The following is a 24,154-nucleotide window of genomic DNA, read 5'->3' as shown; positions in this document are numbered from 1 at the left end:
ATGATTGTAATGGTGATTTCGGATGAATCAGAAAAAGAACGTCAGTATATTGTGCGTTATTCCAGAGATATGGCGGGGAAATATACCAGCGAAAGCTGGCAGATGCTCCAGTGTGCCACACCGGAAGAACTGGGAGAACTTGTACAGAAGAAAATACCGGCAGATATGATCTGTGTGGATATTACGATGCGGGGCGCTCTTGATATGGTTAAAGAACTGAGAAAGACCGCTCCGGCCGCATATATCATTCTGATCGCAAGCACGGGCATCTCTCCCCTGATCTATATGAGACCGACTATCGGGGCAGAATCCCTTCTTCTGAAGCCCCTGAGTGAGACACAGATTCAGGAAGTTCTGTCGGAGGCGATCAGTACTTACGCCAGAAGATTTTACCAGCCGGATGACTCGAAAGTCTTTGTTGTTGAAAACAGCGGCGAGCGCAGTCTGATCGATTATGAACGGATTTATTTCTTTGAGGCGCGCGATAAGAGAGTTTATCTGAACACAGATGCGGAGGAATATGGATTTTACGATACTCTGGACAGTCTTGAGTCGCGGCTGAAGGAAGAATTTCTCCGGTGTCACAGAAGCTTTCTGGTAAATAAGAACAAGATTGCGGGCGTCTACCTGTCACAGAACAGGATTGCGCTAAAAGACGGGTTTGAAGTACCGCTCTCCAGGTCTTATAAACCGGCTGTAAAAGAGTATCTGAAGAAAGGCGGAAACGATGACGACAGAAGTAATTGAAAAGGGCATTCTTCTTACATTTGATGAAATAAGGATTCTGCTTTACGGCATGGGCGTATCAGAGATTGACGGCGTCTATATGCCGGAAAAAGCATTTACAGAGGAAGAGATCCTGTCGGCGCTGCAGCATCTGTCAGCGTCGGGGCTGATCGAAGCAGGAGATGAAAAATTTCTGATCCGGGAAGATATCAGAAGTCTTCTGGAGATCGTATCGTCTCCTGAGTGGACGGATATCTGGAAGCCGCTGGGAGAGGAGGGACCGGCGTATTTCCTTTACTTTTCAGAAAGCAGAATTGTTGTCAGTGAGCGGTTCTGGAGAAAGAAAGATACATTAAGACTTACAGTGTTTGAACGCGAAGAGTTCGACAGGTGGAGGGAGGAATATATCAATGATTATCGTGGAGATTGAAGTTCCGGTTATGGGAAAGCGGTATGATTTTCAGCTGGATGAAGATGTTTCGCTCCATGAAGTAAAAAAAGAGATTGTGGAGATGATCTGCCGTAAAGAACAGTGCCCTCTGAAAGGGGATCTGAACCGGCTGCAGATCTGGAGTCCGGACGGGCATGAGGTCCGACAGGAATATTCCGCAAGGGAAAACGCTCTGCGAACAGGAAGTCGGATCATGCTGGTGTGACAAACCTGTATATCCTGCAGAGCGGGAATAAAAGAAATATATATGGCGCACGGAGCGTTCAAAAGGGATTTCAGGATAAAAACTGGTCGTCTGTCCGGCATATGTGTCGTCTGTCCGGAAAAGAACATTTCAGAATCTGGTCTGATATGATAGGTTCACAAGATAAATATGACATATGAGTACAGATAAAGGAGGAAAAAAAGATGTCAGATTTTACTGTATCAATTAATGATTTAAAGGTGAAGGTAGATACCCTCAGACAGCTGAACGCACAGTTTAAAAGCCAGGTGGGAGAGTTGGAGGCAACGGAGGCAAACTTAAACGGTATGTGGGAAGGTGAGGCAAAGGATACATTCCATAATGCGTTTACCAGCGACAAAACCCAGATGAACAATTTCTATAATGCAGTTGAAGTATATGCACAGAGACTGGAGTCAATTGCCGCCAGATACGCACAGGCAGAGGCCAATAACGTGGAGATCGCGTCCGAGAGAACATACTGATACAGACAATATAGTGTAAGCAGATAAAGAAAAAGAACAGATAAATCGTGAAGGGAGAATTATCATGGAAGGAATTATTAAAGTATCACCGCAGTTATTAAGCAGTACAGCAACAGAATTCGGAAATCAGGGAACACAGATCAGCAATATCACATCAGAGATGCTTAATCTGATTACAGGAATGGCTTCCGCATGGGAAGGCGAGGCGGCAACCGCGTATATTACAAAATTCAGAGGACTTGAGGATGATATACAGAGAATGGTTCGTATGGTACAGGAGCACAGCTCTGATCTTCAGGAAATGTCTCAGATTTACGCGCAGGCAGATGCAGCAAATGCAGAAGAAGCAAACAGTCTTTCCTCAGATGTGATTATTTAGTGATCAGGCGGAACAGCAGAGACTCTTAGAGAGAACGGAGAGGAGCCATATTATGGCAGATTATATTGAAGTTGATACAGCGGCTCTTGAGAGAGACCGGCAGACGATACAATCTGAATTAGACAGGGTCCGCAGTGAGATTGGCCGTCTCAGAGACGAGATGGCCAGCCTCTCATCCATGTGGGAGGGGCCGGCGCACGATACATTTATGGCACAGTTTAATGCGGATTATGAATTTGTACAGCAGTTTGGAAATGAAATCGGAACATACATAGAAACAATGGAATATGCTCAGAGCGAATATCAGAAGTGTGAAGCTTTGGTTGAGCAGGCAGTTGCTTCTATTCGAGTATAAGCCCGGAAAGGTCAGGACGGATTATGGATGATATCAGGATTAAAGCATCGCCGCAGGCACTGCATGCAGGGGCCGCAGAGGTGCAGAAAACGGTTACAAATATTAAAAACTCTTTTTCCAATATTGAGATGGCCGTGAACCGTTCGTCAGGATACTGGCAGGGGGACGCAGCAGAAGCGCACAGGGCAGCCTACCAGGAGATGAAAGGCACAACAGAGGAGATCCTTTCAAAACTTCTGGAACATGCGGCTGACCTGAAAGCTATGGCCCAGACATATCTTGAGGCAGAAGATACCGCAGCCGGGCAGTCGGCGGATCTTCCTTCAGATGTGATCCTGTAAAAAGGAGATGGATCTATGGACTATATAGAGTGGAATTATATACAGGCAAAAAAGCAGGCGGACCGGCTGGAAGAGCAGGCCGGCAGACTGTCAAAGCTGGCATCGGAGCAGATGGAAAATACGCTCCGTGAACTTGCTTACAACTGGAAAGGCAGCAGCGCGTCCGCCTATATCAGAAAAGGTGAAAAAGTTGAGTCCGGAATCGGCGCGCTGGCCAGAGAGCTTAAGCGGACTGCAGAAGTGATCCGGTCTTCGGCAGAGAGGACATATCAGGCAGAGATGAGAGCCAGGGAGCTGGCAAAAAGCAGATCGTACAGCTGATCCGGGCGGGAACTGATATAACAGATTAAAGGAGACAACGCGAAATGGCAGGAGTGTATAAAGTATCGGAAAAAGAATTGAGCTTTCTGATGTTGTTTGCAGAAAAACAGGGAATGCAGGGGCTGGGAGAACTGCCGCCCATAGATACGCAGAAGGATGCTCGGGAGTGTGTGGAGATACTGTGCGGAAAGGGGTATCTGCATACAAACCAGAAAAAAGAATATGAGATGGATTCAACACTGGAGCTTCTGCTTACAGCGGCAGAACGGCCCTATGGTTATTGTGTGATGGAGGATCTGCGACAGAACAAAGCAGCACAGAAAACAGCAGTTTATTTTTTAAATGATGTGATTGCAATTATTGAGCAGAAAGAGAACGATTATGAGCTGTTCTGGATTCCGTATCTGCCTCTGGCAATCGGTGAAGTTGCCAATCTTCATACGCCTTTTTTAAATAAGGCTACAGAGATGATCAGAAAAGCGCCTGTCTCGGAAGTGTCCGAATGCATAGACAGATACCTGAAGGCGGGATACACGTGGCAGTGGGAGATCTGGGGAAAACAGCTGGATGAGGAAGAAAAGGCAATCAGTATGTTTGTACTTTCCAATGGCAAAGAGCAGATCATGGTGAAAGAAGAGGAAAATGATATTTCTGTTTTTAAGCCGGATAAAGCAGATTATGTGAATACAATAACCCGCTGGCTGGCATTTGTTCACGGCAAAGCAATGAAGAAGATGATAGAGGAGGCGTAAGAGATGTCTGAGTTCAGTATTAAATTTTCAAGTGTAGAAAATACAATTGAAGTATTGTCTCATTATGCGGTACAATTGAATGAAATCAAACAGGAAGTCGCCTCCGTAAAATGTAATCTGGCCGGAATGGGCAGCGCCTCTTATCGTGTATACAGTGTGCTTTCCAATATTGACAGAGGTGTTCTTGAAGAGGCTCTGTCAATGCGCAGTATGACCGGAGCGCTGGAAAAGATCAGTGATTATTACCGCAGTACGGAAGGCACTATCGTATCGGCCGGCAGAAAGAGTATGGCAGATACGGAGACAGCCGATGCGTCTTCCACACTGGATTCCATAGTTAAAGATGCTCAAAAAGTCGTAGAATCCATGATAAGAACATTTCGCGATCTTCTGGTAACCCTAGGTATCGTCAAAGCAGAGAAGCAGACCAGAACACCGGGCGAGGAGGTCACAGAGGCCCAGCAAAGAGAAATGGACCGGTACATGCAGAATGAGATCGAGGAGATTCTGAAAAAAGACAGATATTCGGAGGAAGTATGGAATGCAGCCGATCTGGAAGAACGAAAGGATATTCTGAATGAATATCTGCAGGAAGTGGCGGCAGTTATGGGGCTGCAGATAGGTCCGATTAATTTTGAGCCGACGGAAGGTACGGATGACGGATATCTTATGGGATCATATTCAGATACATTAAACAGAGTAACGATTAATACATGGGTAATGGAAGATAATGTTCCTAATTCGTATGCTTTATTGTCAACGATTGTACATGAAATGCGGCACGCATATCAGTTTGCAGCATGCGAAAATCCGGATCAGTTTGTAGTTACAGAGGAAACCATTGAGTCATGGCAGAATAGTTTTGATAACTATAAAGATGTAGAAGACCTTATGGATGAGGGAATGGAATGGGAAGAAGCTTTTGAAGCATACAGAGAGCAAAGTGTGGAGGAAGATGCAAGACGCTTTGCCGGAGAGAATTAACTGGATTGTCGAAGGACAGAAGCTTTGTCAGAGGAGGAGATAGTGTGAATCATACATACATGACAGATCGGATTATGGAACTGTTGAACTGTGGTAAAGCAACCGCAGAGAGCATAGAGAGACTGTGGCAGCTGGTAGGAGTTCAGGGAGTGACAGGGATAGAAAAAGTACCGGATCAGGGATATCATATTCTGAAACTGACTGCAGAACGGGAAGAAACCTATTATGTCTTTGTAGGAAGAAATCTTTCCGTTAAGCAGATTCGCAGCGGAACGAAAGACGGGGCATGTATTTACAGGGCGATGGAGTAAAATGGGAAATCGGATAAATTTTAGCCAGATACAGGAAATAGAAGAGCAGCTGCAAAAGCAGATATCACAGCTTCGGATTCTTGTAGAAGAAACCAGACAGGCAGAGGCGAAAATAAAGGAGATGTCATATATGGACAGATCCCGGCAGGCTCTGATCGGCACACGGGAGGCGCTGGAAGAGAATATCCGGGTTCTGACGGCGATGGCGTCTGTGGTCAGAGAAGCGCTCCTGCATTACTGTCAGACAGAAGAGAAAATTACGGATCGATATAACCTGGATACTGTTGAATATCCGGAGACACAGTTCGGCGTGAGCTATATAACCGGATTGAATGATTATCAGTTGCTGATGCCGTTCTGAAGGGAGTAGAAAAGAGTGGGAGAGATCAGATTTGATTTTGACGCCGCCGGACAGGCTTCGCGTCAGACAGAGGATATCGCAGGAAGATTAAGCAAGGATATTCTGCCGGGATTTCAGGATATTCTTCAGCAGATTGACCGTTCCTGGCAGTCAGAGGCCGGAGGCAGATTCCTCGACACTGCCTGCAGAGAACAGGAGAAGCTGGAGGAAACCAGGCGGATGGCGGAATATGCCGCGGCATCTCTTAGGGAAGCGGTGCTTACAGCAGAAAAAACAGAAGAACAGACAAAGGAGATTGCGGAATCCCGCACATATTAGGAAGATGGATATAATGTTGGCAGCGATGGCAGGTGTACTTGTCATCGCATTAATTGTTTTGATTGCAGTATTGTGCAATGTTGTTTCCGGAAAGAAGAGAAAGCGGGAGCAGCGTCCGGCCCGGAAGAAAAGAGTATATGTGAAAAGCGGAGTAAATGTAAAGAAACAGATGCTGGGCGAGGAAAAAGGCGAATATTTTACAGGAAAACTGGAAGATGAGGGTACACGTCTCGTTAATGGTTCCGCCAGAATCTGGAGGATTGTATTTGACAATCTGAAAACCGGAGAAAGAATGTACAGAGAATTTTCCGGACAGATGAGGATCGGGAGAGGCGACTCTGATCAAAGTTCCAGAGGATACCTGATCCTTGCCGGAGATAACAAAATATCCCGGAATCACTGTATTATTTACGAAGGGAGAAATATGCTGTGTATTCAGGATCTGAATTCCAGCAATCATACCTATCTCAATGGAAAACAGCTTTCCCAGGCGGCATATCTGAGAAACGGGGATGTTATACGGATTGGAAATACCAGATTGAAAGTTCAGTATGGCATGCTGAGTAATGTCTGATAAATAAAAACATAAGGAAGCGAGCTGCCCGCTCTCTGCCGGAACAGTTTAATCCGGCAGAGGGCGGGCAGCGTTATGTCTGCCTGTAATTTCCGCATTGCCTCCCTATATAAAACAAGGTATAATAATTATAATATTCTACTCTGGATAAGGTGTTGCCTGATAATGAAGAAACAGAAGCGAAAACACAACAGAGGGGGAAAGAGATCTATACGTGTGATTCTGGCCGGCGCGGCGCTCTTGCTTGCAAATGCAGGTTTTATGCTGCTTGCCTCAAGGGTGCCGTCTTTTGCGCAGTGGTATTCGGTAAATGTTTATTCGCTGCTTGTCTCTGCAATAGGCAGACTTTCGGGAATGGTTTCTTTTTCTGTGTCAGAAATATGCATTTATATTTTGCTGGCAGTATTTGCAGGCTCAGCGGTATATACTGTGATAAAGTGTATCCGCCGAAAAAAGGCGAAGGATCGGCTGTTTCGCTGGTTTTCAGGGGTTGTGCTGGGAGCGGGAATTCTGCTGTTTCTTTATACGGCGGGCTGTGGAATTAACTATTACAGAACGCCCTTTTCAGAAGAGGAGGGGATTTCTGTATACAGCTATTCCGGGGATGAGCTTGCGCAGGTATGCATGTGGCTTACAGAGGAAGTAAATGCCCGGAGCAGCCAGGTCTCCCGTGATGAAAATGGTGTGATGGAGCTGGACGCGCCGGAGGGCGAAGGCGCTGTGGAGGCTATGGAAAAGCTGGCGGAGACATATCCTTCGCTGAAGGGGTATTATCCCCGGCCAAAACGTCTGCTGGTCCCGGAAGTGCTTTCCGTTCAGGGGCTTACCGGAATTTATCTGCCTTTTACGATAGAGGCAAATTATAACGGCGATATAACAGCATATAATATTCCGTTTACAGTCTGTCATGAATTGTCTCATCTTCGGGGATTTATGGAGGAAAAAGAAGCCAATTTTATTGCGTTTCTTGCCTGCATAAATTCGGAACGTATGGATTTTCAGTACAGCGGATACCTGTCCGGCTGGGTATACTGTATGAACGCGCTGTACCGGACAGACGGAGAAAAATGGATGGAAGTGCGGGAACAGCTGGACGACGCGGCACTGAGGGATCTGAACGCCAATAATGTATTCTGGGACAGTTATGAAGGTCCGGTCAGAGAGACGGCTGAGCAGATTAATGACACTTATCTGCGGGTGAACGGACAGGCAGACGGAGTGAAAAGCTATGACCGGATGGTGGATCTGGTTGTAACATATTTTAAGGAAATATAGGATGGCGGAAAAGGTGTGTGATAAGAGAGCGGGAAAAGTATGAAAACAGCATGTCGGTGTTAAAATCTGTCCGGCAGCTGTCTGGGGGAACATTCAGAACAGATAATGGAGGGAAAAGTTATGAAAAGACGATGGAACAGACTTGCAGCGGCAGGAATGGCAGTGGTTATGGCAGCGGCGCTGACGGGCGGATGCGGGAAGCGGGCGACGCCGGAGAACCTTCTGGAAGATATGCAGAAAAATATGGATCGGATCGAATCCTTTGAAGGCAATCTTGCTATGGCGGTTGAGATGTCAGACGGAACCGACTCGCTTGCCTTTCATATGGACATGGATATGGGAGCGACGGAAGATCCCGGGGCAGTTTACGGAAAAGGCAATGTTGCCATGAATATGTCCGGAACAAACATCGGAACAGAGATGGAGCTGTATCAGGTTACGGAAGATGGCGAATCGGTTACCTATGTTCTCGTGGATAATATGTGGAGCAGAACTGCGTCCGAAGATGACGGTATGAATCTGGGCGCGGATATAACCGGGGATATCGGGGATTACGCGGAACTGTTTGAGATGGCGCGAAGTACTGTGGATGTAAATGGAAAAGAGTGTTTTGAGATGACCGGGGATATTGGCGGGGAAGCGATTGCCGGCATTCTTGGAGATGGACTGGAATCCATGACCGGTCTGAGTCTGGATGAGGAGACTCTCGCTGATGTGAAAATTCCCTGTACGATTGATATATATAGAGAAAGTATCCTTCCGGCAAGATTTTTTATTGATATGTCCGATATAATAGACACAATTGTGGATGTGTCGTCTGCAGGTGTTTCAGTCAGTGAGTGCAGTATTGAAGTGACTTATCTGGATTTTGACAGTCTGGATACGATAGAAGTTCCACGGGAAGCTGTTGAGGCGACAGAAGATGCCGGTCCGGACAGCTATGATGATTATGAAGAGAATATTTTCGGTGATCTTGATGCGGGCGCAGATCCGATAGAGCCGGCTGACAGTCTGGGCCGGGTCTGGGAGACCTATACGGTTCAGATTAATGACAAAGTTCTGTCCCTTCCGTGTTCAATTGAGGAAATGCGGGCCGCAGGGCTGGAGATGGATACAGAATATACTCCGGATAATTATGTGGTCAATGCAGGAGACTATGAGTTGGCATGGTTTGAGGATGCAGACGGAAATTCTGTTATGGCGGATATGGTTAACATGACTTCAGATCCGATGGAGATCAGAAACTGTCAGGTGGGCGGCATCTCTGTATATGACTATGATGTTGAAAGCGGCGCCCTTGTGGTAATTCTTCCGGGCGGAGTACAGATCGGTACACATATTGACGATGTGCTGTCGGCATATGGCGACGCAGATGACTCTTATGACGGAGATTATTCCAACAGTTATTACTGGAACGGACAGGGGGACAATTATTACGACGGCTGTTCTGTTGATACGGATCCGGAAACAGACCGGGTTATATCTATGAGTATTTCTCACTATGAATAGGCAGAGCATATGGACAGCTGAAAAACAGGAGGAAATTAACAAATGAAACTTATGATCGCGTCAGATATTCACGGTTCTGCACCGTGCTGCACAAAGATGCTGGAGGCATTTTCCAGGGAAGAGGCGGACAGGCTTCTGCTGCTGGGGGATATTTTATACCATGGCCCCCGCAATGACCTGCCGGAGGGGTATGCGCCGAAAGAGGTAATTGCCATGCTGAATCCCATGAAGAAAAAACTGCTCTGTGTACGGGGAAACTGTGACACAGAGGTGGATCAGATGGTGCTGGAATTTCCTATTCTGGCGGACTATTGTTTCCTGGAACTGGCAGACGGAGAGGGAAAGTCCGGCCCGGTTATATTCGCCACCCATGGGCATATATACAACCCCCATCATCTGCCGCCCCTTTCGGACGGAGATATTCTTCTGAACGGCCATACCCATATTCCGGCCTGTGAAGAAATTCTGGATATGGAGGGAAACCGGTATCAGTATCTGAATCCGGGATCTGTATCCATACCGAAGGAAGAATCTCAGCGCAGTTATATGGTTTATGAGAAAGGATGTTTTATCTGGAAAAATCTTGAGGGGGAGGAGTATCTGACATGGAAGACCGAATCGCGCTGCTGATTGACGCCGACAATGTATCGGCCAAATATATTAAGCCGATTCTGGACGAGCTGTCCAAATACGGCAATGTAACATATAAGAGGATTTATGGAGACTGGACAAGATCCAACAGCGCCGGATGGAAAGAAGAGCTGCTGCAGAATTCCATTACTCCGATTCAGCAGTTCAGTTATACCCATGGGAAAAATGCCACGGATTCCGCAATGATTATTGACGCTATGGATATGCTGTATACAAGCGAGCTGGAAGGATTCTGTCTGGTATCCAGCGACAGTGATTTTACAAAGCTTGCCAGCAGACTCAGAGAAAGCGGGAAACTGGTGATCGGGATGGGCGAGGATAAAACGCCGTCTCCATTTCGGAAAGCCTGTGATATTTTTACAGTGCTGGAACTTCTTCTTGAAGATAATACAATGGAGAAAGACGAGAAGAGCGGATCCCATCAGCAGCAGGATAAAGGACAGAAAAAAGAAACTGCGCCGACAAAAGACCAGATTGAAGAGGCAGTGGTCAAGATTATTACGGAAAATCAGAATAATGACAAAGAAACCGGGCTGGGAGAAGTGGGAAGCCGCCTGGTTAAGCTGTATCCGGACTTTGATGTGCGGCGGTACGGTTACAGTCTTCTGTCAAAATTTCTGGAAACACTGCCAAAACTGCGGCTGATACAGGAGGGAACCAAGGTCTGGGTAACTCTTTATGAGGATAAGAGCAGGAAAGAAAGACTGGAAGAATATATTATGCAGCAGATCAGAAGCAACGGAAGATATGGCATCTCACTGGGAGCTCTGGGCAACCGGATCCGGCTGAAATTCGGAGATTTCAAAGTCCGCGATTTCGGATATTCACAGTTCAAGCAGTATATTGAGAGCTTTCCGGATGTAGTGCTGGAAGATGACGGTGAGAGAACAAGAGCTGTGTATATGGCGGATAAATAAAAAAGTGATATTGCTATATGAGAAAAGGACGGGCAGCCGTCCTTTTCTCTTTTCCGGATCGGATAAGTGAATTGAACAATCTGTCAAAAAAATAACGAAAAGCTGTTAAATTTTTGTAAATTCATCTGTCTTGTCACATGTAAATTACAGTGATATACTGACCAGGATGGCGGAATATAAAACCGCAGGATAAAAATAAGCCTGTAATGTAAGAAAAAAGCAAAGCAGATATGCGCCTTTTACCGGCGGCTGCCTCTGCTTTGCAGGGAGAGGTATTGTGATATGACAGTCAGAGAAGAAATTGAACAGCTGAAAAAAGAAAAAAATGCAGTGATTCTGGCCCATTATTATGTACGGCCGGAGATTCAGGAGATTGCAGATTATACAGGGGATTCATTTTATCTCAGTAAAATTGCGGTGGGCCTGAAAGAGCAGATCATTGTTTTCTGCGGAGTTTCATTTATGGGAGAAAGCGCGAAAGTACTGAATCCGGAAAAGACCGTGCTGATGCCGGATGCGGCGGCAGACTGCCCCATGGCTCATATGGCTGATGCAGGAACCATTGAACGGATCCGCGGTACATACGAAGATCTGGCTGTTGTATGCTACATCAATTCCACGGCAGAGCTGAAGCGTTATTCAGATGTATGTGTAACGTCGGCAAATGCTGTGGAGATTGTAAAGGCGCTTCCAAATAAAAATATCTTTTTTATTCCGGACAGGAACCTGGCGCGGCATGTAGCTTCCCAGGTTCCGGAAAAGAATTTTATTTTCAATGAAGGCTTCTGTCCCGTTCATGAAAAGATGAGTATGGAGGAAATTCTGAAAGCAAAAACAGCCCATCCGGACGCGCTGGTTCTGACCCATCCGGAATGCCCGGATGCGGTATGCCGGATTTCCGACTATATCGGAAGTACATCCGGAATTATCCGCTATGCGGGAGAAAGCAGCGCCCGGGAGTTTATTGTCTGTACAGAAAGCGGAGTCCGGTATGAACTGGAGAAAAAATGTCCGGACAAAAAATTCTGGTTCCCGGAGACAGAACCATTGTGTATGGATATGAAAACCATAACTCTGGAAAAGGTACTTCATGTGCTGAAAACCGGAGAAAATGAAGTGCTTCTCGATGACAGCCTCCGGCTGGAATCAAAAAAGCCGCTGGAGCGGATGCTGGAACTGGCGAAATAGGAAACAGAATCAGGAAGACCGCAGAAAAGGAGAGAAAATATTATGGATATGTATGCAGATGTGGTAATAGCGGGAACCGGTGCAGGCGGACTGTTCAGCGCGCTGAGCCTGTCCGGAGACAGAAAGATTATTATGATCACAAAGTCTGATCTTGAGAGCAGCGATTCCTTTCTGGCGCAGGGCGGTATCTGTGTCCTGAGAAATGAGGAAGATTATGACAGTTATTTTGAAGACACCATGCGTGCCGGACACTATGAAAACAGGAAAGAATCCGTAGATATTATGATACGGAATTCCCAGGATATTATCCGACGTCTGATCGGATACGGCGTAGAGTTTCAGAAAGCCCCGGAAGAAGAGGATAGCGGGGATAAGGCGGAACTTCTGAAGGAATACGCATTTACCAGGGAGGGCGCCCACTCAAAACCCAGAATTCTTTTCCACGAGGATGTTACGGGGAAGGAAATTACGGGCAAACTTCTGGCCCAGGTAAAAAAACTTGAAAATGTTGCCATATATGAGTATACTGCAATGACAGACATCCTTGTAAAGGACGGAAAATGCGCGGGCATCCTGGCTTCGGGGCCGGACGGGGAGGAGATCCGGATTCATGCGGACGACACCATCTTTGCCACCGGCGGTATCGGTGGACGGTACCGGCATTCCACCAATTTTCCGCATCTTACGGGGGACGCCATTGACATAGCGAAGAAGCACGGCATACGGCTGGAGCATCTGGATTATGTCCAGATTCATCCGACCACACTGTATTCTGAAAAACCGGGGCGGAGATTCCTGATCTCGGAGTCCGTCAGAGGTGAGGGAGCCGTACTTCTGGATAAAAACATGAACCGGTTTGTCAATGAACTGCTTCCCCGGGATGTGGTAACAAAAGCGATAAAAAAACAGATGGAGAAGGACGGCACGGATCATGTGTGGCTTTCTATGAAAAATATAGACAGAGAAACAATTATGAAGCACTTTCCGAACATCTACAGCCACTGCCTGGAAGAGGGATATGATGTGACACGGGAATGTATCCCGGTAGTTCCGGCACAGCATTACTTTATGGGCGGAATCTGGGTGGATTCCGACAGCCGGACTTCCATGGATCATCTGTTTGCCGTGGGAGAAACCAGCTGCAACGGCGTTCACGGAGCCAACCGTCTGGCCAGCAACTCCCTTCTGGAGAGTCTGGTATTTGCAGAAAGAGCAGCACGGAAGATCGACAGCGGGTATGCCGGCGCTGAGACAGGGAAGGAAGCGTATGCCGGAAGCGTGCGTACGGCATAACCGGAATCTGTGTGCCGCGGGACAGCAGAGAAACAAAGCCGTTCCTGCCGGTACGCTTTGAAGGACAGATACAGGAAAAGAGAGGAAAAAATCATGAATAAAATTACAATGACGCTCCAGGCAGATCATCTGATCCGGGAGGCTTTAAAAGAAGATATATCCAGTGAGGACGTAAGCACCAACGCCGTAATGAAAGACTATGTGAAAGGGCAGGTAGACCTGATCTGCAAGCAGGACGGAATTATAGCCGGCCTGGATGTATTCCGCAGAGTATTTGAACTGCTGGATGAAAATACAGAGGCTGAATTTTTCTGTAAAGATGGAGATAAAGTAAAATGCGGACAGCTTATGGGCAGTGTAACAGGAGATATCCGCGTACTGCTGTCAGGAGAGAGGGTCGCGCTGAATTATCTCCAGAGAATGAGCGGTATTGCCACGTATACCCACTCTGTGGCGGAGCTTCTGAAGGGCAGCAGGACAAAGCTGCTGGATACAAGAAAAACGACGCCGAATATGCGGATATTTGAGAAATATGCTGTCCGGGTCGGGGGAGGATATAATCACAGATACAATCTGTCCGACGGCGTGCTTCTGAAAGATAACCATATCGGAGCGGCCGGAAGCGTTGCCAGAGCCGTTGCCCTGGCCAGAGAGTATGCCCCCTTTGTACGCAAGATTGAAATAGAAGTAGAGAATCTGGATATGGTAAAAGAGGCTGTGGAAGCCGGGGCGGATATTATTATGCTGGATAATATGACGCCGGATGAGATGAAAGAAGCTGTCCGGATCATAGACGGAAGAGCAGAGACAGAGTGCTCAGGCAATGTAACAAAGGAAAATATCGCCCGTCTGACAGAGATTGGCGTAGATTATATTTCCAGCGGAGCTCTGACACATTCTGCGCCCATACTTGACATTTCCATGAAAAACCTTCATGCTATAGGATGAGCATTGTCAGAGAAAGGATGAGACCGGATGACCGGAACGGAGAGAAGAGACGCCATTCTGAACAGGATAAAAAACAGCAAAACACCTGTGGCAGGCAGAACTCTTGCAGAGGCCTGTGACGTCAGCCGGCAGGTGATTGTACAGGATATTGCCCTTATCCGCGCTTCGGGATATGACATCATATCCACGAACAGAGGGTATATACTTAGTGAGCCATCCACTGTCAGCCGGACATTTAAGGTGCGGCATACAGACGCACAGCTGGAAGAAGAACTTAATTCCATTGTTGATCTGGGTGGAACGGTGAGAAATGTCATGGTGAATCACAAAGTTTACGGACAGATGGAGGCGCCGCTGAATATTACATCCCGCAGGAAAGCAGCAGAATTTATTGAGGATATCCGCAGCGGAAAATCCAGTCCGCTCAAAAATATTACCTCAGATTACCATTATCATACTGTTGATGCAGACAGTGAAGAAACGCTGGATATGATTGAAGATATGCTGTCGGAAAAGGGATTTCTTGTAAAGAAAATCTGAAAACAGGAATGAAGAAGAGAAAAATATATAAAAAGACAGAGGGGACTGCTTTGCAGCGTAATTTGTTCCGTGGGAAAATCCGGATGTAATTACAGGCATAAGCGGTCTTCTTACGTCTTGCTTTGCCTGAGATTTTGCTTTACAATGGAGACTGAATAAAAGCAGGCTGCCGGAAAAGCAGCCGTATATATGAGGAAGGAGCGAGGCGGATCAGGATCCGGGCGTGCTGGAAGGAGTCCTGTACGGACGCTGGACAAATTCGTTTTACAGAATATGGAAGAATTAATGAACGTGCTGGAGAGCACGCTGAATATAGACTTTATCCGCGGAACGATAAGCGGACCGCGGAACAGGGACGGTATTATAAAAGTAAAGATACGTCCGCTGGAGAAAAAGGGAGAACTGTATTTTCAGCTGGAATCATTTACAAAGACACAGGCATTCCACGAAAATGCCGGATGCGGAGAGGCAAAAGAGATAATTGCAGAATATATGAAAACTTTCCGCCAGATGCAGATTGAAACGGTAACGGAAAATATATCCGTTCTGACAAGCAAAAAGGGCAAGGTCACGATACAGAGGAAGAAACGGCAGACGCCGGGAAAGGCGGCGGATCTGTCTCACAACAGGAAGAAAAAATACATACTGGAGGAAGGAGTATATGTCCCGTTTCTTAAAGATCTGGGTGTCATGACGGAAGAGGGAAAGGTCATTGCATCCAAAATGGACAAATTCCGACAGATTAACAGATTTCTGGAGTTTATCCGGGATATTCTTCCGGAGCTTGACCGGGACCGGGAACTTACAATTCTGGATTTTGGCTGCGGGAAATCTTACCTTACTTTTGCAATGTATTATTATCTGCATGAATTGAAAAACTATGACATACAGATAATCGGACTGGATCTGAAAGAAGATGTGATCCGGCACTGCAGCAGTCTGGGAGAGAAATACGGGTATGAAAAACTGAAATTTCTTCAGGGGGATATTGCCGATTATGACGGGGTAAGTGCAGTTGATATGGTTGTGACACTGCACGCCTGCGATACGGCTACAGATTATGCCCTGGCCAAAGCCGTGGGCTGGAATGCAAAGATAATCCTGTCAGTGCCCTGCTGTCAGCATGAGCTGAATGGTCAGCTGTCAGCAGAAAAGGAAAGCGTTCCGGATGGAAACGGTCCGGATGGACGTTGTGTTCTGAGACCGGTTATGGATTACGGCCTTCTGAAAGAAAGATTTGCAGCTCTTCTGACAGACGGGCTTCGGGCAAAATATTTGGAAGACTGCGGGTATGAGACGCAGATTCTTGAGTTTATTGATATGGAGCATACTCCGAAAAATATTCTCATACGCGCAGTGAATAAGGGGGAAATAAACGGAAAAGCAGCACGGGAAATTAAGCAATGTGAAGAGTTTCTGCGGGTGAAGCCTGCGCTGGGCGCTTTGCTTGCGGGTCAAGGGGAGATGACACATAATGAAGAAAAAACTGATTAAGGCAGGGGTTCTGCTGGTTGTTTTTGCAGCGGCGCTGGTCGTCAGCAGCTTTATTATTAACAGGGGAAGCGAGGATCAGATTGCGGATATGGGAGCGCCCGCCATTCCACGGGTGTGGTTTACGGTAAACGGTCAAAAGGTGAATATCCTTTCCGGATATGTCAGAGATATGGATATTCCGGCGATGCGCGATACGATAACGCCTCTGGAGGCAGACGGCACACTGGATATGACAGTGGAAGAAGACGGGAATGCCATAAGCGGCGTGAAGTACACGGTCTATTCTATGGACGGGGAAGAAGTGTACGGTGAAGGAGAAGCTTCTGAACTTTCCGGTGAAGAAACCGTGACCTTGTCGCTGGCAGACAGTCTGGAGGAATCTGTGCGGGAAGCGGTACTGAAAATCGTACTGACAGTGGATGACAGAGAGGTGAGTTATTACACGCGGATTGAGCGGTCTGACAATATTAACGCGGCAGACTGTCTGGCGTATGCTCAGGACTTTCATACAAATGCTCTGGAAAAGACGAATGCAGAAGAGATGGAGCTTCGTCTTGAGCCGAATGAAGAGAGTGATAATACAACATATCAGACAGTAAATATTCATTCAGATATTACACATATTCAGTGGGGCAGTCTGGATCCCCAGCTGATAGGGGAAGTGGAATGGAGTATTAAAGAGAGCAACAGTGTGTATACATCCATTCTGGCAAAATATCAGGTTTCCTGCGCCGATGATAATGAAGAAACAGGCGTATATAATGTAAAAGAATTTTTCCGTGTGCGGAAAATGGGAGATACGATTTACCTTCTGGATTATAACAGAGATATGCAGAAAGTATTTTCCGGAAGCCCGGAGGCGATTGATGAAAATGGCGTTCTGCTGGGTATTGCTTCCGACGATCTTCAGTATGAGACAAATGCGGATGAAGATATTGTGGCTTTTGTACAGGAGCGGGATCTCTGGCTTTACAGCAGAAAGTCCGGGGAATTATATCAGGTATTCAGCTTTTCTGATGCCGAGGGAAGCGATGCGAGAAGCAGAAATGACCAGCATGCCGTCCGTATTATCAGTATGGATAACAGCGGTAATCTGGCATTTGCCGTATACGGATATATGAACCGGGGAACTCATGAAGGTGAAGTCGGCGTAGGTATTTATTATTTTAATGCTGCAGATAATGTAATTGAAGAAAAAGCATTTATTCCCAGTACAAAATCATTTGCAATCGCAGAAGATGAACTGGGGAAAATGGTATATTACAATCACAGTGAGAAGATGTTGTATGTTCTGGCGGAAGGAACTCTTTACCGGATCGATCTGGATAGAAACGAGCAGGAAGTTCTGGCGGGAAATCTGACGGAAGATCAGTATACCGTATCAGATGACGGACGCCAGATGGCATATCAGACGGATGATTCCGCGGCGGAGATTCAGGTAATGAATCTGGAAAGCGGAGACAGTTATCAGATTAAGGCAGAAAACCAGGAAACGGTACGTCCGCTGGGATTTATCAACAGCGATTTTATTTTCGGCAAGATAAAGGCGGAGGATGCAGGACAGACGGTATCCGGTGAAGCGGTTACTCCGATGTATGCGGTGGAAATCGTGAATTCAAAGAATGAACAGGTGGCGGAGTATTCATTTACGGATTCAGGAATTTACACGACAGATATTCTGATCGACGGCAATCTGCTGACGCTGAACCGGGTGCAGAAGGACGGCAGCGTATACAGTGCAACAGATCAGGAATATATTACCAACAACGAAGAGCGCCGGGAGACAACGGTCAGTCTGGCGGTTTACAGTACGGACAGGATGCAGAAACAGGTGCGCATTACTTTTGAAGATGCGGCAGATAACATGGATATAAAAGTAATGAAGCCGCACCAGTTGACGGCAGGAGAACCGCTGACGATTACACTGAGCGGTACAGACGATACAGAGAAATTTTACGTGTACGGAATGGGAGAACTGACAGCGGTTTATGACAAAGCAGCGTATGCAATCCAGAAGGCAGAGCAGGTGTCCGGAGTTGTTATTTCATCCAGTCAGGCTTATGTGTGGGAAAAGGGAAACAGGGATCTGGTATACTCTACTGGGGCAGAAGCATTCCGGCAGGGAAATGATGAGACATCGCTGGAGGCATGTGAGAATTATATGGAGCAGTACAATGCCCACAGGGTAGATCTGACAGGATGTAAACTGGATCAGATTCTGTATGTCATCAACAAAGGACTTCCGGTTATCGCTGTAACAGACGGAAACCATGCAGTGCTGCTGACCGGATATACAACCAGCGATATTACCTATATAGATCCGGAAAACGGCAGTGAAACAACGGTTTCCATCGGTCAGATGGAAAAAATGGCCGAACAGGGAGGAAATACTTTTATCGGATATATTTAGAAAGTTTTTTCGGAAGAAGCTGCATACAGTGAAAGAAAAAACAGAATAAGTCAAAAAGAAAAAGTGCACCGGTTTCGTACGGTGCACTTTTCTGCTACTGTTTTAAAAGTGTATCGATTAATTTTGAAGCTTCACTTCTGGTGATTGTGTCCGGATTCCATTCCACAGTAAGTTTCTTTTTATAAATAAGATTGTTTATAAAAGAAATCTGTTTTGGCGTTGCCGGCTGAGGCGGCTTTATTTTAAATATAAGCCGGGCCGGCACAAAAAGTTTTGGGGCGGTTGGTTCAAAGTAGTGCGCAAGTGTCTGATAGAGCTTTGCCGTGGCAAGAGCGTCGTGATAGGCGCGGTGAGCAGAGTTATTCAGGATCCCGTAATATTCGCACAGACTTTCCAGACTTTTGGAGCCGAGTCCGGGAAGAGCCTGGCGGGCAATTTTAAGGGTGTCTATTCCTTTTTTTTCAAAATCCATGCCGCTGGCGGCGGCGTCTGTTTTAACAAAGCTGTAATCAAATGAAATGTTGTGGCCGACCAGAACGTCATCCTCGCAGAAAGCAAGAAAGTCTCTGATCACATCTTTCCTGGGGCGGGCCTCGGCAACCATTGCATCAGTAATTCCGGTCAGCTCTGATACAAAGGAGGAAATAGAAGATGAAGGTCGGATGAATTCAATAAAACGTTCTGCTACCCGGCCTTCGCGGACTTTTAAAGCGCCGATTTCTATAATCTCGTCCTGAACCGGATTGAGTCCGGTAGTCTCAACGTCAAAAGCAATGTATGATTTTAACATGATCTGATCCTTTTAAACCTCACTTTCCGGCGGCCTGTCTGGTTTTACTGTTCCCGGCTGCTGCCGGATTTCCTTTGGGAATACAGCCGTTCAGCATCCGCCATACAAGGAAATTTTTATCCGTTCTGCAAACAAGCATATAGATTCCAACAGGAATCAGAATTAACAGGCTGATCCACTGGGAAGTTGATAAAATCCATACTCCCCGTGCAGAATCCCCTCTGAGAAATTCGAGAAAGAACCGTTCTGTTCCGTATATGATTGCATAGACTCCAAAATTCTGAAGAGGTTTTTTCAGCCTTTTGTCCAGCGCAAGAAGAAGGAAAAATACCAGCAGGTTCAACCCTGCTTCCGCCAGCTGTACAGGGAAAAGATTTACACCATCCGGCGCGCCCAGAGATTCTGTAAAGGTAACGGCCAGCGGTCCGTCGAATTTGATTCCGTAACAGCAGCCGGCCAGAAAGCATCCTATTCTGCCGCAGCAGTGAAAAAGCGGAATAATAAGGACAAAATTCTCAGCTTCAGCAACTCCGTTAATCCGGAAGAATTTTGCGTAGCAGAAGGCGCCGATACATCCGCCGATCAGCCCGCCGTAAAAGACGAAGCCCCCTCCCAGATAATTCAGAAAAGAGCTCCAGCTCTCAAATATTATGTCGGCATTTTCCCAGAGCTGGGGAAGATTCTGAATAAGATACAGAAGTTTGGCTCCCAGCAGTGTAAACATCAGAATAAAGGCTGTAAAATATAACTGATTATCTAACGGAATCTTCCGTTTCGGACAGCGGAGCAGAACAACGGCGATAGATAACAGCGATCCGATTACTACCATCATTCCATAGCTGGGGATTGCATATCCTGCTATATTAATAAAAGGCTGCATAAATGACTCTCCTTCCTCTTTCATTTTTCTGTCAGGTATTATAATTTTTGTACTGTCCGGCAGACGGTATAAAAAAGACTGCCGTTCTGCTTAAGACGGCAGTCTTTTTTAGTGTTGAATACTCTCTTCCTCTTAGTTGTTGAATGCTGTTTTTATAATGCTGCGCCTGCGCATGCAGCTCCGCCAACACATACGGTACATGCCAGTGTAACTGCACCGAATACTACAGCGAGAATGCTTAATACCAGACCTGCAGTAGCCAGTCCGCTTCCGCCATTGTTCTTTTTAGCTGTGGAAGCCATTACAAGACCGATAATACCAAGTATGCATCCAAGTCCATATAACCATCCTGTACAGATACCGACGATGCCGAGAACTAAGGAAGCAACTGCAGCACCGTTTGAATTGTTGTCCATGATGCTCTCCTCCTATGTAATTAAATAATTTCCAACGCTCTTCTATCACTCTTGGTAGGGCATGTCAAATGTTTTTATAGGATATTGCACTGCCGCGTCGCAGGAGCGCAACAGAAAAGCGAAAGATGGAGCAAAAGTCTGCGGGGATATAGATATTGCTTTTTCCGTCCTGCTACAATATAATAAAGCGGAACCGGAGCAATCCCGCCGAAACATTTTCTGAGCTTCCATGCGGGATGTTCACACAATATCGGAAACGGTTCGAAAGAACACAGAAAGGGGGAAATCATATGCTGACAGGAAAGACAGTTCTTCTGGGTGTGTCAGGAAGTATTGCGGCTTACAAGACAGCGTCTCTTGCCAGCGCGCTGAAAAAGCTCCATGCGGACGTTCATGTTCTGATGACGGAAAATGCGGTGAATTTTATCAATCCTATTACTTTTGAGACACTTACCGGAAATAAATGTCTGGTTGATACTTTTGACCGGAACTTTGAGTACAGTGTAGAGCATGTCTCATTGGCCAAGCAGGCGGACGTAGTGATGGTGGCGCCGGCCAGCGCCGATGTAATCGGAAAGATTGCTCACGGAATTGCGGATGACATGCTGACGACTACAATTATGGCGTGCAGGTGTAAAAAGATCGTTGCTCCGGCAATGAACACGAACATGTTTCAAAATCCCATTGTCCAGGATAATATGAAGATTCTGGAAAAGTACGGATATGAAGTGATCAGTCCGGCCTGCGGCTATCTGGCCTGCGGAGATATCGGGGAAGGGAAGATGCCGGAGCCGGAGCTGCTGCTGGAGTATATTTTACGGGAAATTGCCAGAGAAAAGGACATGCAGGGCATGAATGTGCTTGTCACAGCGGGACCGACTCAGGAGAGTATTGATCCGGTGCGTTATATCACCAATCACTCTACAGGGAAAATGGGTTACGCCGCTGCCAGAGTGTGCATGCAGAGAGGCGCCCGGGTCACTCTGGTAAGCGGCCCGGTAAATCTTCAGCCGCCGCAGTTTGTCACCGTAGTTCCGGTGAAGACTGCCAGAGAAATGTTTGAGGCCGTAACGGAGAGAAGTGCGGAGCAGGATATTATTATCAAGGCTGCCGCTGTGGCGGATTACAGGCCCGGACATATCAGCTCTGAAAAGGTGAAAAAACAGGACGGGGATCTTTCCATAGAACTGGAACGCACAGATGATATTCTTGCATATCTGGGCGCGAATAAAGGGCAGGATCAGTTCCTGTGCGGTTTTTCCATGGAAACGGAAAATATGCTTGAAAATTCCCGCAGAAAGCTTCAGAAGAAAAATCTGGATATGATTGTGGCAAATAATGTAAAGGTGGAAGGCGCCGGCTTCGGCGTGGACACCAATGTAGTGACCATAATTACCGGGGAAGAAGAAATATCTCTGGGAATGCTGTCCAAGGAAGAGACGGCGGCAAGGATACTGGATCAGATTCTGAAGATGAAGAACGGAAAAAAAGAAACTCATAAAAACATGTAATTTAAAAACTGAACAGAACCTTTTACCCGGTTCGCGCATATCTGACATGTGCCAAAAAGTATTGTATCTCTTGGAAAGAGAATGATAACTGAGGAGGAAAAACATGAAAACAAAGGTAAAAACAACACAGATAACTACGCTGGGACTTATGATGGCGATTTTGCTGCTGATGGCATATACGCCTCTGGGCTATCTGAATATCGGCCCTCTGGCAATCACATTTAATGTCATTCCGGTAGCGATAAGCGCAATTGCTCTTGGCCCGGCAGGAGGAGCGGCTGCAGGATCCATTTTCGGACTTACAAGCTTTCTACAGTGCGTTGGAATCGGCGGCCAGAGTCTTATGGGAGTCGCGCTTTTCAACATTAACCCGGTACTGGCCTTTATCCAGAGGTTCGTCCCCCGTCTTCTGGACGGTTTGCTGCTGGGGTATATTTTCAGAGGAATGAGGAAGAGAACCAACACTTATATTTCCTGCGCTGTTACAGGATTTTTTTCAGCATTTCTCAATACGGCGTTTTTTATGGCGGCTCTGGTTCTGCTTTTCGGAAATACAGAGTATATTCGGGAAATGATCGGAGGCAGAAATATAATTGTATTTATCTGCACATTTGTAGGAATTAATGCAGTGTGTGAGATGATCGTTTCAACTGTAGTTACGGCTGCGGTAGGAACACCGCTGTCCCGGTATGTATGTCCGCCTGAGCAGACATATACAAGAAGCGGACGGCATGCGGAATAAGAAACGGGAAATCAGATTTCAGAGTTAATGATGAGGAATTGTAAAAAATGATTCTGGCAATTGATATAGGAAATACGAATATTGTTCTGGGATGTATGGATCAGGGGAAATGTGTATTTGTGGAGCGCCTTTCTACAGTCCGTACCAAGACAGAACTGGAGTATGCAATTGATATTAAAAATGTTCTGGATATCTATCATATCAAACGGGAGAGCCTCCGGGGCGGAATAATCTCCTCTGTGGTGCCGCAGATTACAACGATTGTGAAACTTGCCGCGGAGAAGATACTCCGGGGAGAAGTCCTTGTGGTCGGAGCGGGAATACGGACAGGTCTTAATATTCGCATTGATAATCCCGCCCAGCTGGGCAGCGATCTGGTTGTGGATTCGGTGGCGGCAATTGCCGGGTATCCTGTTCCCATGCTTATATTTGATATGGGAACAGCAAATACAGTTTGTGTGATTGACAAGAATAAGAATTATATCGGCGGCATGATCTATCCCGGGGTAGGAGTATCGCTGGACTCTCTTACTGCGAATGCGTCCCAGCTGGGAGGAATCAGTCTGGAAGCTCCGGAGCATATGATCGGAAAAAATACGGTGGAATGTATGAAGAGCGGGATCATTTACAGCAGCGCCGCGGCCATAGACGGCATCATCGACCGGTTAAGTGAAGAACTGGAGGGGAATGTAACCGTCATTGCAACCGGCGGCCTGGCAAAGAAAATTATACCGTTCTGCAGAAGAGACATTATATTGGATGATAATCTTCTGTTGAAAGGACTGGAGATCATTTACTGTAAGAACCGGAAGTGAATTCGGATTTGTCGGAGAGCTGCGAGTGGAGAGGCGTCCGAAAACACCTGGATACCAGGAGATTGGATAATCGGATCTGGAAATGAGGGATGTGTGCTTTTGTTTCCGTTCCGCAGATAAAGAAAAACTAAAAAACCTGACGACAGGCTAAGAGCAAAATTTACAGCAGAAAACTCGCATTCGCTCAGACAATT

30 protein-coding genes are annotated in these 24,154 nt (G+C 46.5%); 27 read left to right on the top strand and 3 right to left on the bottom strand.

Annotated elements, in window-relative coordinates; translation table 11 throughout:
- The 24 genes from AC0QUU_RS01930 (at position 1) to AC0QUU_RS01815 (ending at position 18,806) form a co-directional block, all read left to right on the top strand.
- Positions 1 to 747 carry a LytR/AlgR family response regulator transcription factor gene (locus tag AC0QUU_RS01930; protein ID WP_474544375.1) on the top strand — a complete coding sequence of 249 codons (747 nt, stop codon included), beginning with the start codon at positions 1 to 3 and terminating at the stop codon, positions 745 to 747.
- A complete protein-coding gene (locus AC0QUU_RS01925) occupies positions 728 to 1,156 on the top strand; it encodes a hypothetical protein (protein ID WP_474544373.1) in 429 nt (142 codons plus the stop codon). The genes AC0QUU_RS01930 and AC0QUU_RS01925 overlap by 20 nt, the downstream gene beginning before the upstream one ends.
- Positions 1,137 to 1,382: a hypothetical protein gene (locus AC0QUU_RS01920; RefSeq protein ID WP_474544372.1), complete on the top strand. Its 246-nt coding sequence runs from the start codon at positions 1,137 to 1,139 to the stop codon at positions 1,380 to 1,382. The genes AC0QUU_RS01925 and AC0QUU_RS01920 overlap by 20 nt, the downstream gene beginning before the upstream one ends.
- A gap of 203 nt (positions 1,383 to 1,585) precedes the next feature.
- Complete coding sequence (locus AC0QUU_RS01915) at positions 1,586 to 1,885, top strand: WXG100 family type VII secretion target (RefSeq protein WP_474544371.1); 300 nt, start codon at positions 1,586 to 1,588, stop codon at positions 1,883 to 1,885.
- Between the two features lie 64 nt (positions 1,886 to 1,949).
- Complete coding sequence (locus tag AC0QUU_RS01910) at positions 1,950 to 2,264, top strand: WXG100 family type VII secretion target (RefSeq protein ID WP_474544370.1); 315 nt, start codon at positions 1,950 to 1,952, stop codon at positions 2,262 to 2,264.
- A 52-nt stretch (positions 2,265 to 2,316) separates the two neighbouring features.
- A complete protein-coding gene (locus tag AC0QUU_RS01905) occupies positions 2,317 to 2,619 on the top strand; it encodes a WXG100 family type VII secretion target (protein WP_474544369.1) in 303 nt (100 codons plus the stop codon).
- 23 nt (positions 2,620 to 2,642) lie between these two features.
- Positions 2,643 to 2,960 (top strand): WXG100 family type VII secretion target, encoded by a 318-nt coding sequence (locus AC0QUU_RS01900; RefSeq protein WP_474544368.1) that lies wholly within the window; start codon positions 2,643 to 2,645, stop codon positions 2,958 to 2,960.
- 15 nt (positions 2,961 to 2,975) lie between these two features.
- The gene (locus AC0QUU_RS01895; RefSeq protein WP_474544366.1) at positions 2,976 to 3,281 is read left to right on the top strand and encodes a WXG100 family type VII secretion target; all 306 of its coding nucleotides are present in this window, start codon (positions 2,976 to 2,978) and stop codon (positions 3,279 to 3,281) included.
- A gap of 44 nt (positions 3,282 to 3,325) precedes the next feature.
- Entirely contained in the window at positions 3,326 to 4,033 is a 708-nt protein-coding gene (locus AC0QUU_RS01890; RefSeq protein ID WP_474544364.1) for a hypothetical protein, read from the top strand.
- A gap of 3 nt (positions 4,034 to 4,036) precedes the next feature.
- Entirely contained in the window at positions 4,037 to 5,017 is a 981-nt protein-coding gene (locus AC0QUU_RS01885) for a hypothetical protein (protein ID WP_474544362.1), read from the top strand.
- Between the two features lie 44 nt (positions 5,018 to 5,061).
- Complete coding sequence (locus tag AC0QUU_RS01880; protein ID WP_474544361.1) at positions 5,062 to 5,328, top strand: hypothetical protein; 267 nt, start codon at positions 5,062 to 5,064, stop codon at positions 5,326 to 5,328.
- A gap of 1 nt (position 5,329) precedes the next feature.
- Positions 5,330 to 5,689, top strand: coding sequence for a hypothetical protein (locus tag AC0QUU_RS01875; RefSeq protein ID WP_474544359.1), 360 nt, complete (start codon positions 5,330 to 5,332; stop codon positions 5,687 to 5,689).
- Positions 5,690 to 5,704: 15 nt separating this feature from the next.
- On the top strand, positions 5,705 to 6,007 hold the full coding sequence (locus tag AC0QUU_RS01870) for a hypothetical protein (RefSeq protein ID WP_474544357.1): 303 nt from the start codon (positions 5,705 to 5,707) through the stop codon (positions 6,005 to 6,007).
- Positions 6,008 to 6,011: 4 nt separating this feature from the next.
- Positions 6,012 to 6,581: an FHA domain-containing protein gene (locus tag AC0QUU_RS01865; RefSeq protein WP_474544355.1), complete on the top strand. Its 570-nt coding sequence runs from the start codon at positions 6,012 to 6,014 to the stop codon at positions 6,579 to 6,581.
- Between the two features lie 165 nt (positions 6,582 to 6,746).
- A complete protein-coding gene (locus AC0QUU_RS01860) occupies positions 6,747 to 7,856 on the top strand; it encodes a DUF3810 domain-containing protein (protein WP_474544353.1) in 1,110 nt (369 codons plus the stop codon).
- A gap of 120 nt (positions 7,857 to 7,976) precedes the next feature.
- Complete coding sequence (locus tag AC0QUU_RS01855) at positions 7,977 to 9,365, top strand: DUF6612 family protein (protein WP_474544351.1); 1,389 nt, start codon at positions 7,977 to 7,979, stop codon at positions 9,363 to 9,365.
- A 42-nt stretch (positions 9,366 to 9,407) separates the two neighbouring features.
- Positions 9,408 to 9,995 carry a phosphodiesterase gene (gene yfcE / locus AC0QUU_RS01850; protein WP_474544349.1) on the top strand — a complete coding sequence of 196 codons (588 nt, stop codon included), beginning with the start codon at positions 9,408 to 9,410 and terminating at the stop codon, positions 9,993 to 9,995.
- On the top strand, positions 9,971 to 10,933 hold the full coding sequence (locus AC0QUU_RS01845; RefSeq protein WP_474544347.1) for an NYN domain-containing protein: 963 nt from the start codon (positions 9,971 to 9,973) through the stop codon (positions 10,931 to 10,933). The genes yfcE and AC0QUU_RS01845 overlap by 25 nt, the downstream gene beginning before the upstream one ends.
- Positions 10,934 to 11,215: 282 nt before the next feature.
- On the top strand, positions 11,216 to 12,121 hold the full coding sequence (gene nadA / locus AC0QUU_RS01840; RefSeq protein ID WP_474544345.1) for a quinolinate synthase NadA: 906 nt from the start codon (positions 11,216 to 11,218) through the stop codon (positions 12,119 to 12,121).
- 42 nt (positions 12,122 to 12,163) lie between these two features.
- Entirely contained in the window at positions 12,164 to 13,414 is a 1,251-nt protein-coding gene (locus AC0QUU_RS01835; RefSeq protein WP_474544343.1) for an L-aspartate oxidase, read from the top strand.
- Between the two features lie 93 nt (positions 13,415 to 13,507).
- Positions 13,508 to 14,362, top strand: a complete 855-nt coding sequence (gene nadC / locus AC0QUU_RS01830) for a carboxylating nicotinate-nucleotide diphosphorylase (protein ID WP_474544341.1) — start codon at positions 13,508 to 13,510, stop codon at positions 14,360 to 14,362.
- Positions 14,363 to 14,389: 27 nt separating this feature from the next.
- Positions 14,390 to 14,902 (top strand): 3H domain-containing protein, encoded by a 513-nt coding sequence (locus tag AC0QUU_RS01825; protein ID WP_474544339.1) that lies wholly within the window; start codon positions 14,390 to 14,392, stop codon positions 14,900 to 14,902.
- A gap of 273 nt (positions 14,903 to 15,175) precedes the next feature.
- The gene (locus AC0QUU_RS01820; protein WP_474544337.1) at positions 15,176 to 16,396 is read left to right on the top strand and encodes a class I SAM-dependent methyltransferase; all 1,221 of its coding nucleotides are present in this window, start codon (positions 15,176 to 15,178) and stop codon (positions 16,394 to 16,396) included.
- Entirely contained in the window at positions 16,377 to 18,806 is a 2,430-nt protein-coding gene (locus AC0QUU_RS01815; RefSeq protein ID WP_474544334.1) for a C39 family peptidase, read from the top strand. The genes AC0QUU_RS01820 and AC0QUU_RS01815 overlap by 20 nt, the downstream gene beginning before the upstream one ends.
- A gap of 94 nt (positions 18,807 to 18,900) precedes the next feature.
- On the opposite strand, the gene AC0QUU_RS01810 is transcribed toward AC0QUU_RS01815, so the two are convergent.
- From AC0QUU_RS01810 to AC0QUU_RS01800, 3 genes are all read right to left on the bottom strand, one after another.
- Positions 18,901 to 19,596 (bottom strand): 3'-5' exonuclease, encoded by a 696-nt coding sequence (locus AC0QUU_RS01810; protein WP_474544332.1) that lies wholly within the window; start codon positions 19,594 to 19,596, stop codon positions 18,901 to 18,903.
- Between the two features lie 19 nt (positions 19,597 to 19,615).
- Positions 19,616 to 20,476, bottom strand: coding sequence for a prolipoprotein diacylglyceryl transferase (locus tag AC0QUU_RS01805; protein WP_474544330.1), 861 nt, complete (start codon positions 20,474 to 20,476; stop codon positions 19,616 to 19,618).
- A gap of 152 nt (positions 20,477 to 20,628) precedes the next feature.
- The gene (locus tag AC0QUU_RS01800) at positions 20,629 to 20,892 is read right to left on the bottom strand and encodes a hypothetical protein (protein WP_474544328.1); all 264 of its coding nucleotides are present in this window, start codon (positions 20,890 to 20,892) and stop codon (positions 20,629 to 20,631) included.
- Positions 20,893 to 21,182: 290 nt separating this feature from the next.
- On the opposite strand from AC0QUU_RS01800, the gene coaBC reads away from it, so the two are divergent.
- The 3 genes from coaBC (at position 21,183) to AC0QUU_RS01785 (ending at position 23,960) form a co-directional block, all read left to right on the top strand.
- Positions 21,183 to 22,403 (top strand): bifunctional phosphopantothenoylcysteine decarboxylase/phosphopantothenate--cysteine ligase CoaBC, encoded by a 1,221-nt coding sequence (gene coaBC, locus AC0QUU_RS01795; protein WP_474544326.1) that lies wholly within the window; start codon positions 21,183 to 21,185, stop codon positions 22,401 to 22,403.
- A gap of 103 nt (positions 22,404 to 22,506) precedes the next feature.
- A complete protein-coding gene (locus AC0QUU_RS01790; protein ID WP_474544324.1) occupies positions 22,507 to 23,145 on the top strand; it encodes an ECF transporter S component in 639 nt (212 codons plus the stop codon).
- 47 nt (positions 23,146 to 23,192) lie between these two features.
- Positions 23,193 to 23,960: a type III pantothenate kinase gene (locus AC0QUU_RS01785; RefSeq protein ID WP_474544322.1), complete on the top strand. Its 768-nt coding sequence runs from the start codon at positions 23,193 to 23,195 to the stop codon at positions 23,958 to 23,960.
- The last annotated feature ends 194 nt before the right edge of the window (positions 23,961 to 24,154 follow it).

The sequence above is a fragment of the Mediterraneibacter sp. HA8405 genome, from assembly GCF_056148955.1.
Note: the sequence above shows the minus strand (reverse complement) of the source record. Positions and strands in the feature narration are given on the sequence as shown.